Origin of the sequence: Pseudomonas sp. SIMBA_067 (genome assembly GCF_046534675.1) — a bacterium.
GTDB classification, from domain to species: domain Bacteria; phylum Pseudomonadota; class Gammaproteobacteria; order Pseudomonadales; family Pseudomonadaceae; genus Aquipseudomonas; species Aquipseudomonas putida.
On sequence record NZ_JAWRYH010000001.1, the window covers coordinates 1,125,284 to 1,138,023 of the forward strand.

Here is a 12,740-nt window from a genome sequence, read left to right on the forward strand (position 1 = left end):
GCAAAAAAATTAGTGTAGGCCTGACTCGAGCCCCTGTAGGAGCGGCTACCACTTCAGGCATCACGCAGCAGGTCGTGGGTATCCAGCAGACGGAAGGCCACCTGCGGGTTGCGCTCCAGCCCGCGCCGAATTGCTGCCGGGATCGACTGCCGGGTCTTGCGGCACAGACCCGGCTGGTCATCCAGTTCAATGACGATACCGCGCATGGTCCGCACTTCGTTGTAGCCGGGGGCAATGTGCACGCGGATGCCGAGGTTTTCGTACAGGCGTTGCTGCAGGCGTTGCAGGTCCTCGAGGTCCTTGAGGTTTTCCAGGCGTTCAAGCAGGCGCTTTTCTTCCTGTCGGGTCAGCAGGAGGATGCGCCGGGCCGCCTGCGGGTGATCGACCAAGTATTCGCGGCCGCAGTCGCAGGCACCAGGAGGGCAAGGTTGGCGCAGAGGCGGTGGTGTAGTCATGGAGCAAGCATAGCCCGGCAAAGGCTTCAAAAAAACTTTCCTGTCAGGATAAAAAATTTCACAAACCGCTAGACCGGCACCCCTCATTTCGCCTATAAATCGCCTAAAGGAAATTTATATTCCTACAAAGAAACACCACTTCGCGCTCTCGCGAAGCTTCTTTTGCCCTTGTGCCCGACCTGCCCCACTCCATCACGAGGCCTATCCGACATGCACCCCGCTCCCGATCACTTCATCCTGCGCGTCAGTTGCCCGGCCGTGTCTGGCATCGTCGCCGCGGTGACCACCTACCTGGCCGAGCACGGTTGCTACATCAGCGAGATGGCGCAGTTCGACGACGAGGACAATGGGCGCTTCTTCATGCGCGCCGTGTTCCGCTTCAACACCGGTATCAGCGGTGACACGCCGCAGCTGGAGGCCGGCTTTACCGACGTGGCCCAACGCTTCGACATGCAATGGAGCCTGCACAGCAGCGCCCGGCCCATGCGTGTGCTGCTGATGGTGAGCAAGTTTGACCACTGCCTGTCCGACCTGCTGTACCGCCACGCCAAGGGCGAGCTGGACATGCACATCACCGCCGTGGTTTCCAACCACCTGGACCTGCGCCCGATGGCCGAGCGCCAGGGCATTCGCTTCGTCTACCTGCCGGTGAGCAAAGACACCAAGGCCGAACAGGAAGCCGCGCTGCTGCGCATCGTCGAGGACACCGGCACCGAACTGGTGGTGCTGGCGCGCTACATGCAAATCCTCTCCGATGACCTGTGCCGCCAGCTGTCGGGCCGGGCGATCAACATCCATCACTCGTTCCTGCCCGGTTTCAAAGGGGCCAAGCCCTACCACCAGGCCTACCAGCGCGGGGTCAAGCTGATCGGCGCCACCGCCCACTATGTGACCAGCGACCTGGACGAGGGCCCGATCATCGAGCAGGAAGTACAGCGCGTTGACCACGCCTACGCGCCAGACGACCTGGTGGCCATCGGCCGCGACACCGAGACCATCGCCCTGTCCCGCGCCGTGAAATACCACCTGGAACACCGGGTGTTCCTTAACCACGACCGCACGGTGATCTTCAAATGAGCGCCCTTCCCAGCGTCAAGCTGATCGACGGCAAGGCCACCGCCACGCGGGTGCTGGCCGAAGTGCGCGCGCAGGTGCAGGAACTGCGCCAGGGCGGCGTGCAACCAGGCCTGGCCGTGGTGCTGGTGGGCGCCGATGCCGCCAGCCAGGTGTACGTACGCAACAAGGTGCTGCGCGCCGAAGAGGTGGGCATCCGCTCGCTGGAACATCGCCTGCCCGCCGACACCACCCAGGCCCACCTGCTGACCTTGATCGACCGCCTTAACCGCGACCCGGAGGTAAACGGCATCCTCGTGCAACTGCCGTTGCCCGCGCACATCGACGAGCACTTTGTGTTGCAAGCCATCAGCCCGCTCAAGGACGTGGACGGCTTCCACAGCGAGAACGTTGGTGGCCTGGCCCAGGGCCGCGATGTGCTCATCCCGTGCACCCCCAGTGGTTGCATGCGCCTGCTGCGCGACGCCTGTGGCGAGCTGCGCGGCAAGCATGCGGTGGTGGTCGGCCGCTCGAACATTGTCGGCAAGCCGATGGCTGCCCTGCTGCTGCAGGCCGACTGCACGGTGACCGTGGTGCACTCGCGCAGCCGCGACCTGCCGGCGCTGTGCCGCCAGGCCGACATCCTGGTGGCCGCAGTGGGCAAACCTCGGCTGATAGGTGCCGACTGGCTCAAGCCCGGCGCGGTGGTGATCGACGTCGGCATCAACCGCGTCGATGATGGCGGCCACAGCCGCCTGGTCGGTGATGTCGACTTCGCCGCTGCCCTGCCCCAGGTCGCCGGCATTACTCCGGTGCCCGGTGGCGTCGGCCCGATGACCATCGCCTACCTGATGAAAAACACCCTGCTCGCCCTCGACCTGCAGCAACAGGCCGCCCACCAGGAGCGCACCGCATGCCTTTCGCCCTGCTGAAATACGGCCTGAGTGCCGACTACCCGGTGGAGGTCGACCTGCCGCCACCGTGCGAACTCAAGCCTCGTTATGACGTGGTGATCATTGGCGGCGGCGGCCACGGCCTGGCCATCGCCTACTACCTGGCCAAGTACCACGGCGTGACCAACGTCGCCGTGCTGGAAAAGGCCTACCTGGGAGGCGGAAACACCGCACGCAACACCGCGGTTATCCGCTCCAACTACCTCACCAGCGAGGGTGTGCGCTTTTACGCAGAATCGGTGCGCATGTTCCAGAACCTGTCGAACGAGTTCGACTTCAACATCATGTATTCCGAGCGCGGCCAGCTCACCCTGGCGCACACCGATGCCACCGTGCGCGCCTTCCGCCAGCGTGCCGAGGTCAACAAACACTTTGGCGGGCGCACCGAAATGATCGACCGCCAACAGATTCACGAACTGGTGCCCAGCCTCAACCTCGACCCTGGCCACCTGCCGGTGCTGGCAGGCCTGTGGCACATCGACGGTGCCACCGCACGCCATGACGCGGTGGCCTGGGGCTACGCCAAACAGGCGGCCAAGCGCGGCGTGGAAATCCACCAGCTGACCGAAGTACAGGACCTGCTGATTCGCAATGGCCGCATCGAAGCGGTGAAGACCAACCGTGGCACGGTGCAGTGCGGCTGCGTGGTCCAGGCCGTGGCCGGCGCCAGTTCGCTGCTGATGGCCAAGGCAGGCATCCGTGCGCCGATCCACACCTACCCGCTGCAGGCCATGGTCACCCAACCGTTCAAGCCATTTCTCGATCCGCTGGTCAGCTCGTCGGCGCTGCATTGTTATGTGCAACAGACCAGCCGTGGCGAAATCGTCTTTGGCGGCGGCTCCGACCCTTACCCGCTGTACAACACCCGCTCCACCCTCGACCTCAAGGAAAGCCTGCTGGCCCACGCCATCGAGATGTTCCCGTTCATGGCCAACGCCAAGCTGATGCGCCAGTGGGCCGGGATGACCGACATGACCCCGGATTACAGCCCGATCATGGGCCTGTCGCCAGTGCACAACTACTACCTGGACGCCGGCTGGGGAACCTGGGGCTTCAAGGCCACGCCCATCTGCGGCAAGACCATGGCCGAGCTGGTGGCCAGCGGCGGCAAGGTACCCGAAATGATCGCCCCCTTCGCCCTGGAGCGCTTCAGCCGCTTCCAGCAAGTCAACGAAATGGGCGCCACTGCGGCCAGCCACTAGGAGCAACGACGATGAAGATCCTGACCTGCCCCTTGAACGGCCCGCGCAACATCAGCGAGTTCACCTACGGCGGCGAGCTCAAGCACATGCCCGACCCCGCCAGCTGCAGCGACGCCGAGTGGGCCGACTATGTGTTCAACAGCGACAACCTGGCCGGGGTGGTGACCGAGTGGTGGCTGCACAACGCTTCCAGCTACTGGTTCCTGGCCGAGCGCCACACGGGAAGCGACCAGGTGCTGCGCACCTTCGACCCGAAAGCACTGTTCGACCGCCGCGTCGACTTCACCCCCGCCGCCACCCCGGAGATCGCCGGATGAACAGCCCTACCCGCCTCCCCGTGCCCATGGGCCTGCTGATCGACCGCGAGCGGCCCCTGCGCTTCGAGTTCGACGGCCAGGCCTGCCAAGGCTTTGCCGGTGACACCATTGCCAGCGCCCTGCTGGGTAACGGCCGCTGGCTGCTGTCTCGCTCGTTCAAATACCATCGCCCACGCGGCCCGCTGAGCATGGCCGGCCAGGACGCCAACACCTTGGTGCAATTGCCTGAAGAACCCAACGTGCTGGCCGACCTGGAAGCCGCCCGCGAGGGCCAGGTGGTCGAAGGGCAGAACTTCAACGGCAGCCTGACGCATGACCGCGACGCCTACCTGGGCAAGTTCTCACGCTTCATGCCGGTGGGCTTCTACTACCGCTCTTTCTACAAGCCCAAGGGCATGTGGAAGGTGTGGGAGCCGCTGATTCGCAAGAAGGCCGGCCTGGGCGTGCTCGACCTTGGCTTCAAGCCGCAGTACTACGACAAAGCCTACCTGTTCGTTGATGTGGCGGTCATCGGCGGCGGCCCCGCCGGCCTGCGCGCCGCGCTGGACGCGGCCAATGCCGGGGCCAAGGTGCTGCTGATCGAACAACAGCCTGTGCTGGGTGGCTCGCTTACCTACGCCCGCTTCGACATCGCCGGCACCCGCGCCGCCAGCCTGCGCCAGGAGCTGCTGGCCACCCTCGAGGGCCACCCGAACATCCAGGTGCTGCTGGAGGCCACCTGCAACGGCTGGTTCACCGATAATTACCTGCCGGTGATCCAGCACAAGCGCTTGTACAAGGTACGCGCCAGCCGTTGCCTGGTGGCGGCCGGTTCGTTCGACCAGCCGGTGGTATTCCGCAACAACGACCTGCCGGGGGTGATGCTGACCAGCGCCGCCCAGCGGCTGATGAAGCTGTACGCGGTCAAGCCGGGCCAGCGCGCGGTGATCCTCACCGGTCACGATGATGGCTACCTGGCCGCCCTCGACCTGCAGGAGCAAGGCGTGGCCGTGGCTGCCGTGGTCGATATGCGCGCAGCGCCAGCCGATGCCGCACTGGCTGCCGAACTGAAGCGCCGCGATATCCCCGTGCACCTGGGCAGCACGGTGTACGAAGCGCTGCACGAAACAGGCATGCGCCATGTCAGCGGCGTGGACATTCGCCCGATCACCGGCCAGGGCAAGGTCGGCGCGCATGGCCTGCGCCTGGCCTGCGACTTGCTGTGCATGTCGGCGGGCTACATGCCGGTGTATCAGTTGCTGTGCCAGGCCGGTGGCAAGCTGGCCTATGACGTCAACCGTGACGAGTTCACCCTCAGCCACCTGCCGGCCGGGCTGGATATCGCAGGCTCGGTGAACGGCCGTCACGCGCTGGCCAACGTGCTGGCCGATGCAACACGCGGGGCCGCCGATGCACTGGCAGCGCTGGGCCTGCAAGCGCCGTCGCAGCCGGTGTTCAGCGCCGAAGCCAAGGTCAATTTCCCCTGGCCGATTTTCCCGCACCCCAAAGGCAAGGATTTCGTCGACTTCGACGAAGACCTGCAAGTGCGCGACATCGTCAACGCCACCCGCAGTGGCTACCGTGACATACAACTGGTCAAGCGCTTCTCCACGGTGGGCATGGGCCCGTCCCAGGGGCGCCACTCGGCGCTGCCCACTGCACGCCTGGTCGCCCATGCCACTGGCCGCAGCATCAGCGAGACCGGGGTGACCACCGCGCGCCCACCGTTCCAGGCCGAAAAGCTGGCGCATGTCGCCGGTCGTGCCTTCGACCCATACCGGCAAACACCCATGCACCGTCGCCACCTGCAAGCCGGGGCGAAAATGATGCCTGCCGGTATCTGGCAACGTCCGGCCTACTACGGCAAGCCAGAGGAACGTGAGCGCTGCATGCAGGAAGAAGCCCGCCATGTGCGCGAAAAAGTCGGCCTGATCGACGTTTCTACCCTGGGCGGCCTGGACGTACGCGGCCCCGACGCTGCAGAACTGCTGGAGCGCGTGTACACCTTCGGCTTTGCCAAGCTGCCTGTCGGCCGCACCCGCTATGCGCTGATGACCAACGAACAGGGCGTGGTGATAGACGACGGCGTCTGCGCACGCCTGGGCGAGCAACACTTCTATGTCACCGCCACTACCAGCGGTGTCGACCGCATCTACCAACAGATGCTGAAGTGGAACGCGCAGTGGCGCCTGGACGTGGACATCACCAACGTTACCGCTGCCCTGGCCGCCGTCAACCTGGCCGGGCCACTGTCACGCCAGGTGCTGGCCAAGGTGTGCGAAGACGTGGACCTGTCGGCAGAAGCCTTCCCCTACCTCGGCGTACGCCAGGGCAAGGTGGCTGGCATTTCGGCGCGCATCCTGCGGGTCGGTTTCGTCGGTGAACTGGGCTATGAAGTGCATGTGCCGGCGCGCCATGCCGAACGCTTGTGGGACGCCCTGATGCAAGCCGGTACGGACCTGGGTATTCGCCCGTTCGGTGTCGAGACCCAGCGCCTGCTGCGCCTGGAAAAAGGCCATGTGATCATTAGCCAGGACACCGACGGCATGACCCACCCGGCAGAGATCGACATGCAGTGGGCCATCGGCCGCAAGAAGCCGTTCTTCGTCGGTAAGCGTTCCATCGAAATCCTTGAAGCGCAGCCGCTCAAGCGCAAGCTGGTCGGCTTCACCCTGCCACAGGGCAGCCCGCAGCCACTTGAGGGGCACCTGGTACTGGACGGGCCGGACATCACCGGCAATGTCACTTCCTGCGAGTACTCGCAAACCTTGGGGCAAATCATCGGCCTGGCCTATGCCGGCGCCCACCAGGCCACCCCCGGCACGCACATCCCGATCCGCGTGGAAGGCGGCGCGATGGTGCACGCCAAGGTGGTGCACCTGCCGTTCCACGATCCCGACAACCTGCGCCAGGAGCTCTGAGCCATGACCAGTTTGCAAGCCGAAGCGTTTATCCCTCGCAGCCCGCGGGCCGAGTTGTTGCACACCTGTGCGTTGACTGACCTGACCGAAGTGGCACGGGTCGGCTTTCGCGGGGGCGACAGTGCTGCCTACCTGCAGCAACGTGGCTACCGTTTACCTCAGCAGCCGAACCAGGCCGCGCGTCAGGACGACGGCGGCTGGGTAGCGCGGTTGTCGCAGACCGAGTACCTGTTGCTGGGCAGCCTGGCCGACGAAGGCGCACGGGTGGCTGCCGCGGAAGCCGAGTGGGTGCAGGATGCACAGCGTAACTACCTGCTGCCGCGCCAGGACAGCCATGCCTGGTTGCAGCTGTCAGGGGTGCATGGCAGTGCGGTGATGGCCAAGTTGTGCGGGGTGGATTTACGTGCCGAGGCGTTTCCGGTCGGGGCGGTAGCGCAGACTTCAGCGGCACGGATCAATGTGATTGTGGTGAATGTGGGCAGTGACGAGCGGCCGGCGTTGCAGTTGCTGTTCGATCGGGCATCGCTGGCTTACTTGCGCGAAGCGATGCTGGATGCCATGGATGAGTTCGATGGCGGTTTGATCGGGCTGGGTGAGTTCACCACATGATTTTCAGCGCCTGGGAGATCGAGCGCCGCCCGCGCGGCGCTTCGCAGCACAAGGCTGCTCCTACAACTATGTCGGGCCAATTATTTCTGTGAGATCTTCGCGCGAACGCCTTGGCGCAGGGCCCGAACAAGGCGGTCGAGCGCGCCAGCCACAGGCGTTACTGGTCCGAAACAAATGTAGGAGCAGCCTTGTGCTGCGAAGCGCCGCGCGGGCGGCGCTCGATCTCTCAGGCGCTGAAAATCTCATGTCGAACGAAAAAACTATACAGAAAAATTATTCTGTATAGATTTCTACAGCGACCTGCACTATACCTTGTACAAAGAACCTAATTTGTACAGGTATTGTGCATGTCCAGCTACCTGCAATCCTTCGCCGAACGCTTTGCCACGCTCGATACACACAACCTCGACTTGCTGAACGACCTGTACAGCGAGGACGTAGCATTTCGCGACCCTCTGCACCAGGTAACCGGCCTACCCGCACTGCGGGCTTATTTCGCCCAGTTGTACGCGAAGGTGCCCGAGTGCCATTACCGCTTCGAAGGCACCGACGAGCTGGAACCGGGCCACGGCTACATTCGCTGGACCTTGCAATATCGCCACCCGCAGCTGGCCCGTGGGCAACTGATCAGCCTGCAGGGGTGCAGCCACCTGCGCTGGCATGAGCGGGTGCACTTTCACCAGGATTACTTCGACGCCGGCGCCCTGCTGTACGAGCATGTGCCGGTCATGGGCAGCGCCATTCGCTGGCTCAAAGGCAGGCTGGCATGAGCCGTTGCTGGCTCACCGGTGCCAGCAGCGGCATTGGTGCTGCGCTGGCATTGCACTTGCTGGAGCAAGGCCATCAGGTGGCGTTGGGTGCACGCCACGCAGACAAGCTGACGGCACTGGCCGCGCAGTTCCCGGGGCAAGTACTGCTGACCGTGGGCGATATCGACCAGCCTGGGCAAGTGGCGCAGATGGCCGGGGAGATCGAGCGCGCCTGGGGCGCACTGGACCAGGTGATCCTCAATGCGGGCACCTGCGAGTACCTGGAGCCGGGGCACTTCGACCCGGCGCTGGTCGAGCGAGTGATACGTACCAACCTGACCGGCACCAGCCTTTGCCTGGCCGCCGCCCTGCCGTTACTACGCCGCGGCCAGCAGCCACACGTGGTGGTGATGGGCAGTTCGGTCAGCTGGTTGGCGCTGCCGCGCGCCGGCGCCTATGGCGCGTCGAAGGCGGCATTGCGGTATCTGGTCGAGTCCCTGCGCATCGACCTGGCGGGTATCGATGTCACCCTGGTCAGTCCCGGCTTCGTCGACACCCCCCTCACCCGCCGCAACGACTTCCCCATGCCCCAGCTATGGAGCGCCGAACGCGCCGCCACTCATATCATCGCGCGCCTGCCACGCCGGCCGCTGGAAATCGCCTTCCCCGCCACCTTCATACTGGTGCTGCGCCTGCTGGGCGCTTTGCCGGCGCGCTGGCGCCTCAAGCTGGGCCGCCATCTGGCTTGATCCTGGCGCCGATCCGGGCGCTCGCCTTGCCGCTGGCGTTGCGCTTCGCGGCAAGGTGCCGAGGCTGGCCTACAACTGCACCAAGCGCTCGCGCAAAAAGCTCACAAACCCCTGCACCGGCCGCGCCACCTGCCTGTGCTGCGGATACACCGCTGATAACTGCAAGGCAGGCGGCGTCCACTCTTCAAGCACATTCACCAGCCGCCCATCCGCCAACGCCTGCCCAACGATGAAGGTCGGCAGGTAGGTCACCCCCATCCCGGCGATAGCGGCATCCCTGAGCAACTCGCCGTTGTTCGCACGCATGCGCCCTGTCACCTGAATCGCCTGCGCCTTGCCGCCCTGGCGGAACTGCCATTGCACCTGTCGAGAATGACCATAGGGCAGGCAGTCGTGCCCGGCCAGATCCTCCGGTTTTAGCGGTACACCCCGCGCCTGCAGGTACGCCGGGCTCGCGCAATACACCCGCTCGACACTGGCAATACGCCGCGCAATCAGGCTGGAGTCCTCCAGCGCGCCAATCCGCAGCGCCAGGTCGTAGCCTTCGCCGATCAGGTCCACGGCACGATCACTGAGGTCCACCTCGACATCGACTTGCGGGTGCAATTGCAAAAACTCGGTCAACAGGCAGCCCAGGTGCGACATGGCGAACGACAGCGGTGCGCTCAACCGCAAGGTGCCGCGCAGGGCCTGGGCCTGGCCGCTGATGTCGTGTTCCACCTGCTGCACCTCGCCCAGCAGGCGCAGCGCCGACTGGTAGTAGTGCTGGCCCAGCGGCGTGGCGTCCAGGCGCCGGGTGGAACGGTTGAGCAGGCGTACGCCCAAGCGCTCTTCGAGCTGCATCAGGCGCCGGCTGACCGATTGCTTGGACATGCCCAGGCGGTCGGCGGCGGCGGTAAAACTGCCGGCCTCCAGGACCTGGGCAAAGATGCGCATGTCTTCGTAGGGGTTCATTGTCTCGCTCATGGTGACAGTAAAACGCTTTATAGCGGCTTTTTCCCGCCAGTGCATCTGCCTAACCTACGCACAAGTCGCAGCGATGGCCCAACAGGCCAGGCAAGACGCCCACTCCCAACACTTGCATGGAAAAGGATTCGCTCATGAACATTGTCCACAAAACCCTTACCGCCTCCCTTCTGGCCCTGTCCGTTTCCAGCGCTTTCGCTGCTGGTAGCCCAGGTGTCGAGCAGCACACCCAGGCGTTTCTCGAAGCCCTGGAACAAGGCGGCGGCAAGCCTCTGGAACAACTCAGCCCGAAAGACGCCCGGGCAGTGCTGACGGGGGCCCAGGCTTCGGTCAAGGTCGACCTCTCCGGTATCGAAGTAAAGGAACGCACCGTCCAGGCCAGCGGCGAGTCGATCAAGCTGCAAGTGGTACGCCCGGCCAATGTGAAGGGTGACCTGCCAGTATTCATGTTCTTCCACGGCGGCGGTTGGGTGCTTGGCGACTTCCCGACCCACCAGCGGCTGATTCGCGACCTGGTGGTCGGCTCGGGTGCGGTGGCGGTCTATGTGGACTACACCCCGTCGCCGGAAGCGCACTACCCGACGGCGATCAACCAGGCCTACGCTGCGACCCGCTGGGTGGCCGAGCATGGCAAGGAGATCGGCGTGGACGGCAAGCGCCTGGCGGTGGCCGGCAACAGCGTCGGCGGCAACATGGCGGCAGTCGTGGCGCTGAAAGCCAAACAGGCCGGCACCCCTGCCCTGCGCTTCCAGCTGTTGCTGTGGCCGGTGACCGATGCCAGCTTCGAGACGGCATCGTACAAGCAGTTTGCCGAAGGGCACTTTCTGACCACCGGGATGATGAAGTGGTTCTGGGACAGCTACACCACCGATGCCAAGGCGCGGGAACAGATCTACGCCTCGCCGCTGCGGGCCAGCAGTGAACAGCTCAAGGGCTTGCCGCCAGCGCTGGTGCAAACGGCTGAGTTCGATGTGTTGCGTGATGAAGGCGAAGCGTATGCCCGCAAGTTGAACGCTGCTGGGGTAACCGTTACATCGGTGCGCTACAACGGCATGATCCACGACTACGGCCTGCTCAACCCGCTGAGCGAGGTACCGGCAGTGAAGGCGGCGATGCGCCAGGCGGCCGGTGAACTCAAAGTCCACCTTCAATAACCTTATCCACCCATGCGGCAGAGGCTGGAATGCCGTCAGGCAGGTCCGGCCTCTTCGCGGGTAAACCCGCGAAAGGGCCATCAGCTCAACATCAGGGTTCAAACCCTTCGACAATGATCACCTCGGCTTTAGCCACATCTTGGCGATGGCTGCACGCCTCCTGGTACAGCGCGGACCGATAACACGCCACCGCCTGCTCGTACGAATCGAACTCGATCACCACGCTACGCTGTGGGGTAGGCCGCCCTTCCATCGCCTCGCTGCGCCCGCCACGTGCCAGGAAGCGACCGCCGAATGCCTCGAAGGCTGCCGGCGCGCGTTGGGTGTACTGCTGGTACTGCTCGGGGTTGGTCACGTCCACATGGGCGATCCAGTAGGCCTTCATGCGCTGCTCTCCTGTTACGGCGATATTTGTGTATGATGGTATACCATAAAAATCACCCCACCACAGTGAGCGTGCAACATGGCATTCAACACCATCGAGGAGCTTCTCGAGGACTACCGGCAAGGCAAGATGGTCCTGCTGGTGGATGACGAGGACCGGGAAAACGAAGGCGACCTGCTGATCGCCGCCGAGCGTTGCGACGCCCAGGCCATCAACTTCATGGCCCGCGAAGCGCGTGGCCTGATCTGCCTGACCCTGACCGACGAACACTGCCAGCGCCTGGGCCTGGAGCAGATGGTACCGGCCAACGGCAGCGTGTTCAGCACGGCGTTCACCGTGTCGATCGAGGCGGCCACCGGCGTCACCACCGGCATTTCCGCCGCCGACCGGGCGCGCACCGTGGCGGCGGCCATGGCTGCCAACGCCCGCCCCGAAGACCTGGTGCAACCCGGCCACATCTTCCCCTTGCGCGCCCGCGAAGGCGGCGTGCTGACCCGCGCCGGCCACACCGAAGCAGGTTGCGACCTGGCGCGCCTGGCCGGCTTCAGCCCGGCGTCGGTAATCGTTGAGGTGCTGAATGACGACGGCACCATGGCCCGGCGCCCCGACCTGGAAGTGTTCGCCGCCCGGCATGGCATCAAGATCGGCACCATCGCCGACCTGATCCACTACCGCCTGAGCACCGAGCAGACCATCAAGCGCATCGGCGAGCGCGAGCTGCCGACCGTGCACGGCACCTTCCGTCTGGTCACCTATGAGGACCGCATTGAAGGTGGCGTGCACATGGCCATGGTCATGGGCGACATCCGCCGCGAGCAACCGACCCTGGTACGGGTGCACGTCATCGACCCGTTGCGCGATCTGGTCGGTGCCGAATACGCAGGCCCCGCCAACTGGACACTGTGGGCGGCGCTACAGAAGGTGGCCGAGGAAGGCGCTGGCGTGGTGGTGATCCTGGCCAACCATGAATCCTCCCAAGCCTTGCTTGAGCGCATACCACAGCTGACACAGCCGGTAAGGCCGTACCAGCGTGGGCAGTCGAAGGTGTACTCCGAAGTAGGCACCGGGGCGCAGATCCTGCAGGACCTGGGTGTGGGCAAGCTTCGTCACCTGGGGCCACCACTGAAGTACGCCGGCCTGGCAGGGTATGAGCTGGAGGTGGTGCAGAGCATCCCGTTCGAGCCAGGCCTCCCGACCTGACACAGTCCCCTTGTAGGAGCGGCCTTGTGCCGCGAAAGGGCCGCATAG

At 64.5% G+C, this 12,740-nt stretch carries 13 protein-coding genes; 10 read left to right on the forward strand and 3 right to left on the reverse strand.

Annotated elements, in window-relative coordinates:
- Nucleotides 1–53: 53 nt before the first annotated feature.
- Entirely contained in the window at nucleotides 54–455 is a 402-nt protein-coding gene (locus tag SB765_RS05195) for a hypothetical protein (RefSeq protein WP_341798348.1), read from the reverse strand.
- A 210-nt stretch (nucleotides 456–665) separates the two neighbouring features.
- Between SB765_RS05195 and purU the strand changes: the two genes are divergently transcribed.
- The 8 genes from purU to SB765_RS05235 all read left to right on the forward strand — a co-directional run bounded on the left by purU (nucleotide 666) and on the right by SB765_RS05235 (nucleotide 8,987).
- On the forward strand, nucleotides 666–1,532 hold the full coding sequence (gene purU / locus SB765_RS05200; RefSeq protein ID WP_016499088.1) for a formyltetrahydrofolate deformylase: 867 nt from the start codon (nucleotides 666–668) through the stop codon (nucleotides 1,530–1,532).
- A complete protein-coding gene (gene folD, locus SB765_RS05205; protein WP_410931039.1) occupies nucleotides 1,529–2,440 on the forward strand; it encodes a bifunctional methylenetetrahydrofolate dehydrogenase/methenyltetrahydrofolate cyclohydrolase FolD in 912 nt (303 codons plus the stop codon). Before purU ends, folD begins: the two co-directional genes overlap by 4 nt.
- A complete protein-coding gene (locus tag SB765_RS05210) occupies nucleotides 2,422–3,663 on the forward strand; it encodes an FAD-dependent oxidoreductase (RefSeq protein WP_410931040.1) in 1,242 nt (413 codons plus the stop codon). The genes folD and SB765_RS05210 overlap by 19 nt, the downstream gene beginning before the upstream one ends.
- A gap of 11 nt (nucleotides 3,664–3,674) precedes the next feature.
- A complete protein-coding gene (locus SB765_RS05215) occupies nucleotides 3,675–3,980 on the forward strand; it encodes a sarcosine oxidase subunit delta (protein ID WP_410910163.1) in 306 nt (101 codons plus the stop codon).
- Nucleotides 3,977–6,880 carry a 2Fe-2S iron-sulfur cluster-binding protein gene (locus SB765_RS05220; RefSeq protein ID WP_410931041.1) on the forward strand — a complete coding sequence of 968 codons (2,904 nt, stop codon included), beginning with the start codon at nucleotides 3,977–3,979 and terminating at the stop codon, nucleotides 6,878–6,880. Before SB765_RS05215 ends, SB765_RS05220 begins: the two co-directional genes overlap by 4 nt.
- Before the next feature lie 3 nt (nucleotides 6,881–6,883).
- On the forward strand, nucleotides 6,884–7,489 hold the full coding sequence (locus SB765_RS05225) for a sarcosine oxidase (RefSeq protein ID WP_410931042.1): 606 nt from the start codon (nucleotides 6,884–6,886) through the stop codon (nucleotides 7,487–7,489).
- A gap of 347 nt (nucleotides 7,490–7,836) precedes the next feature.
- Nucleotides 7,837–8,259 carry a nuclear transport factor 2 family protein gene (locus SB765_RS05230; RefSeq protein ID WP_341798345.1) on the forward strand — a complete coding sequence of 141 codons (423 nt, stop codon included), beginning with the start codon at nucleotides 7,837–7,839 and terminating at the stop codon, nucleotides 8,257–8,259.
- Nucleotides 8,256–8,987: an SDR family NAD(P)-dependent oxidoreductase gene (locus SB765_RS05235; RefSeq protein ID WP_410931043.1), complete on the forward strand. Its 732-nt coding sequence runs from the start codon at nucleotides 8,256–8,258 to the stop codon at nucleotides 8,985–8,987. Before SB765_RS05230 ends, SB765_RS05235 begins: the two co-directional genes overlap by 4 nt.
- Before the next feature lie 69 nt (nucleotides 8,988–9,056).
- Here SB765_RS05235 and SB765_RS05240 read toward each other — a convergent pair whose 3' ends face one another.
- The gene (locus tag SB765_RS05240; RefSeq protein WP_410931044.1) at nucleotides 9,057–9,941 is read right to left on the reverse strand and encodes a LysR family transcriptional regulator; all 885 of its coding nucleotides are present in this window, start codon (nucleotides 9,939–9,941) and stop codon (nucleotides 9,057–9,059) included.
- Between the two features lie 146 nt (nucleotides 9,942–10,087).
- Here SB765_RS05240 and SB765_RS05245 point away from each other — a divergent pair, with 146 nt between their 5' ends.
- Complete coding sequence (locus SB765_RS05245) at nucleotides 10,088–11,107, forward strand: alpha/beta hydrolase (RefSeq protein WP_341798342.1); 1,020 nt, start codon at nucleotides 10,088–10,090, stop codon at nucleotides 11,105–11,107.
- A 91-nt stretch (nucleotides 11,108–11,198) separates the two neighbouring features.
- Here the strand turns inward: SB765_RS05245 and SB765_RS05250 are convergent, their stop codons facing one another.
- On the reverse strand, nucleotides 11,199–11,492 hold the full coding sequence (locus SB765_RS05250) for a DUF1330 domain-containing protein (protein WP_341798341.1): 294 nt from the start codon (nucleotides 11,490–11,492) through the stop codon (nucleotides 11,199–11,201).
- Nucleotides 11,493–11,570: 78 nt separating this feature from the next.
- On the opposite strand from SB765_RS05250, the gene ribBA reads away from it, so the two are divergent.
- Nucleotides 11,571–12,692, forward strand: a complete 1,122-nt coding sequence (gene ribBA / locus SB765_RS05255; RefSeq protein WP_016499077.1) for a bifunctional 3,4-dihydroxy-2-butanone-4-phosphate synthase/GTP cyclohydrolase II — start codon at nucleotides 11,571–11,573, stop codon at nucleotides 12,690–12,692.
- The last annotated feature ends 48 nt before the right edge of the window (nucleotides 12,693–12,740 follow it).

Coding starts and splice junctions, on each gene's coding strand:
- SB765_RS05195 (WP_341798348.1), bottom strand. CDS start 455: ATGACTACACCACCGCCTCTGCGCCAACCTTGCCCTCCTGGTGCCTGC.
- purU (WP_016499088.1), top strand. CDS start 666: ATGCACCCCGCTCCCGATCACTTCATCCTGCGCGTCAGTTGCCCGGCC.
- folD (WP_410931039.1), top strand. CDS start 1,529: ATGAGCGCCCTTCCCAGCGTCAAGCTGATCGACGGCAAGGCCACCGCC.
- SB765_RS05210 (WP_410931040.1), top strand. CDS start 2,422: ATGCCTTTCGCCCTGCTGAAATACGGCCTGAGTGCCGACTACCCGGTG.
- SB765_RS05215 (WP_410910163.1), top strand. CDS start 3,675: ATGAAGATCCTGACCTGCCCCTTGAACGGCCCGCGCAACATCAGCGAG.
- SB765_RS05220 (WP_410931041.1), top strand. CDS start 3,977: ATGAACAGCCCTACCCGCCTCCCCGTGCCCATGGGCCTGCTGATCGAC.
- SB765_RS05225 (WP_410931042.1), top strand. CDS start 6,884: ATGACCAGTTTGCAAGCCGAAGCGTTTATCCCTCGCAGCCCGCGGGCC.
- SB765_RS05230 (WP_341798345.1), top strand. CDS start 7,837: ATGTCCAGCTACCTGCAATCCTTCGCCGAACGCTTTGCCACGCTCGAT.
- SB765_RS05235 (WP_410931043.1), top strand. CDS start 8,256: ATGAGCCGTTGCTGGCTCACCGGTGCCAGCAGCGGCATTGGTGCTGCG.
- SB765_RS05240 (WP_410931044.1), bottom strand. CDS start 9,941: ATGAACCCCTACGAAGACATGCGCATCTTTGCCCAGGTCCTGGAGGCC.
- SB765_RS05245 (WP_341798342.1), top strand. CDS start 10,088: ATGAACATTGTCCACAAAACCCTTACCGCCTCCCTTCTGGCCCTGTCC.
- SB765_RS05250 (WP_341798341.1), bottom strand. CDS start 11,492: ATGAAGGCCTACTGGATCGCCCATGTGGACGTGACCAACCCCGAGCAG.
- ribBA (WP_016499077.1), top strand. CDS start 11,571: ATGGCATTCAACACCATCGAGGAGCTTCTCGAGGACTACCGGCAAGGC.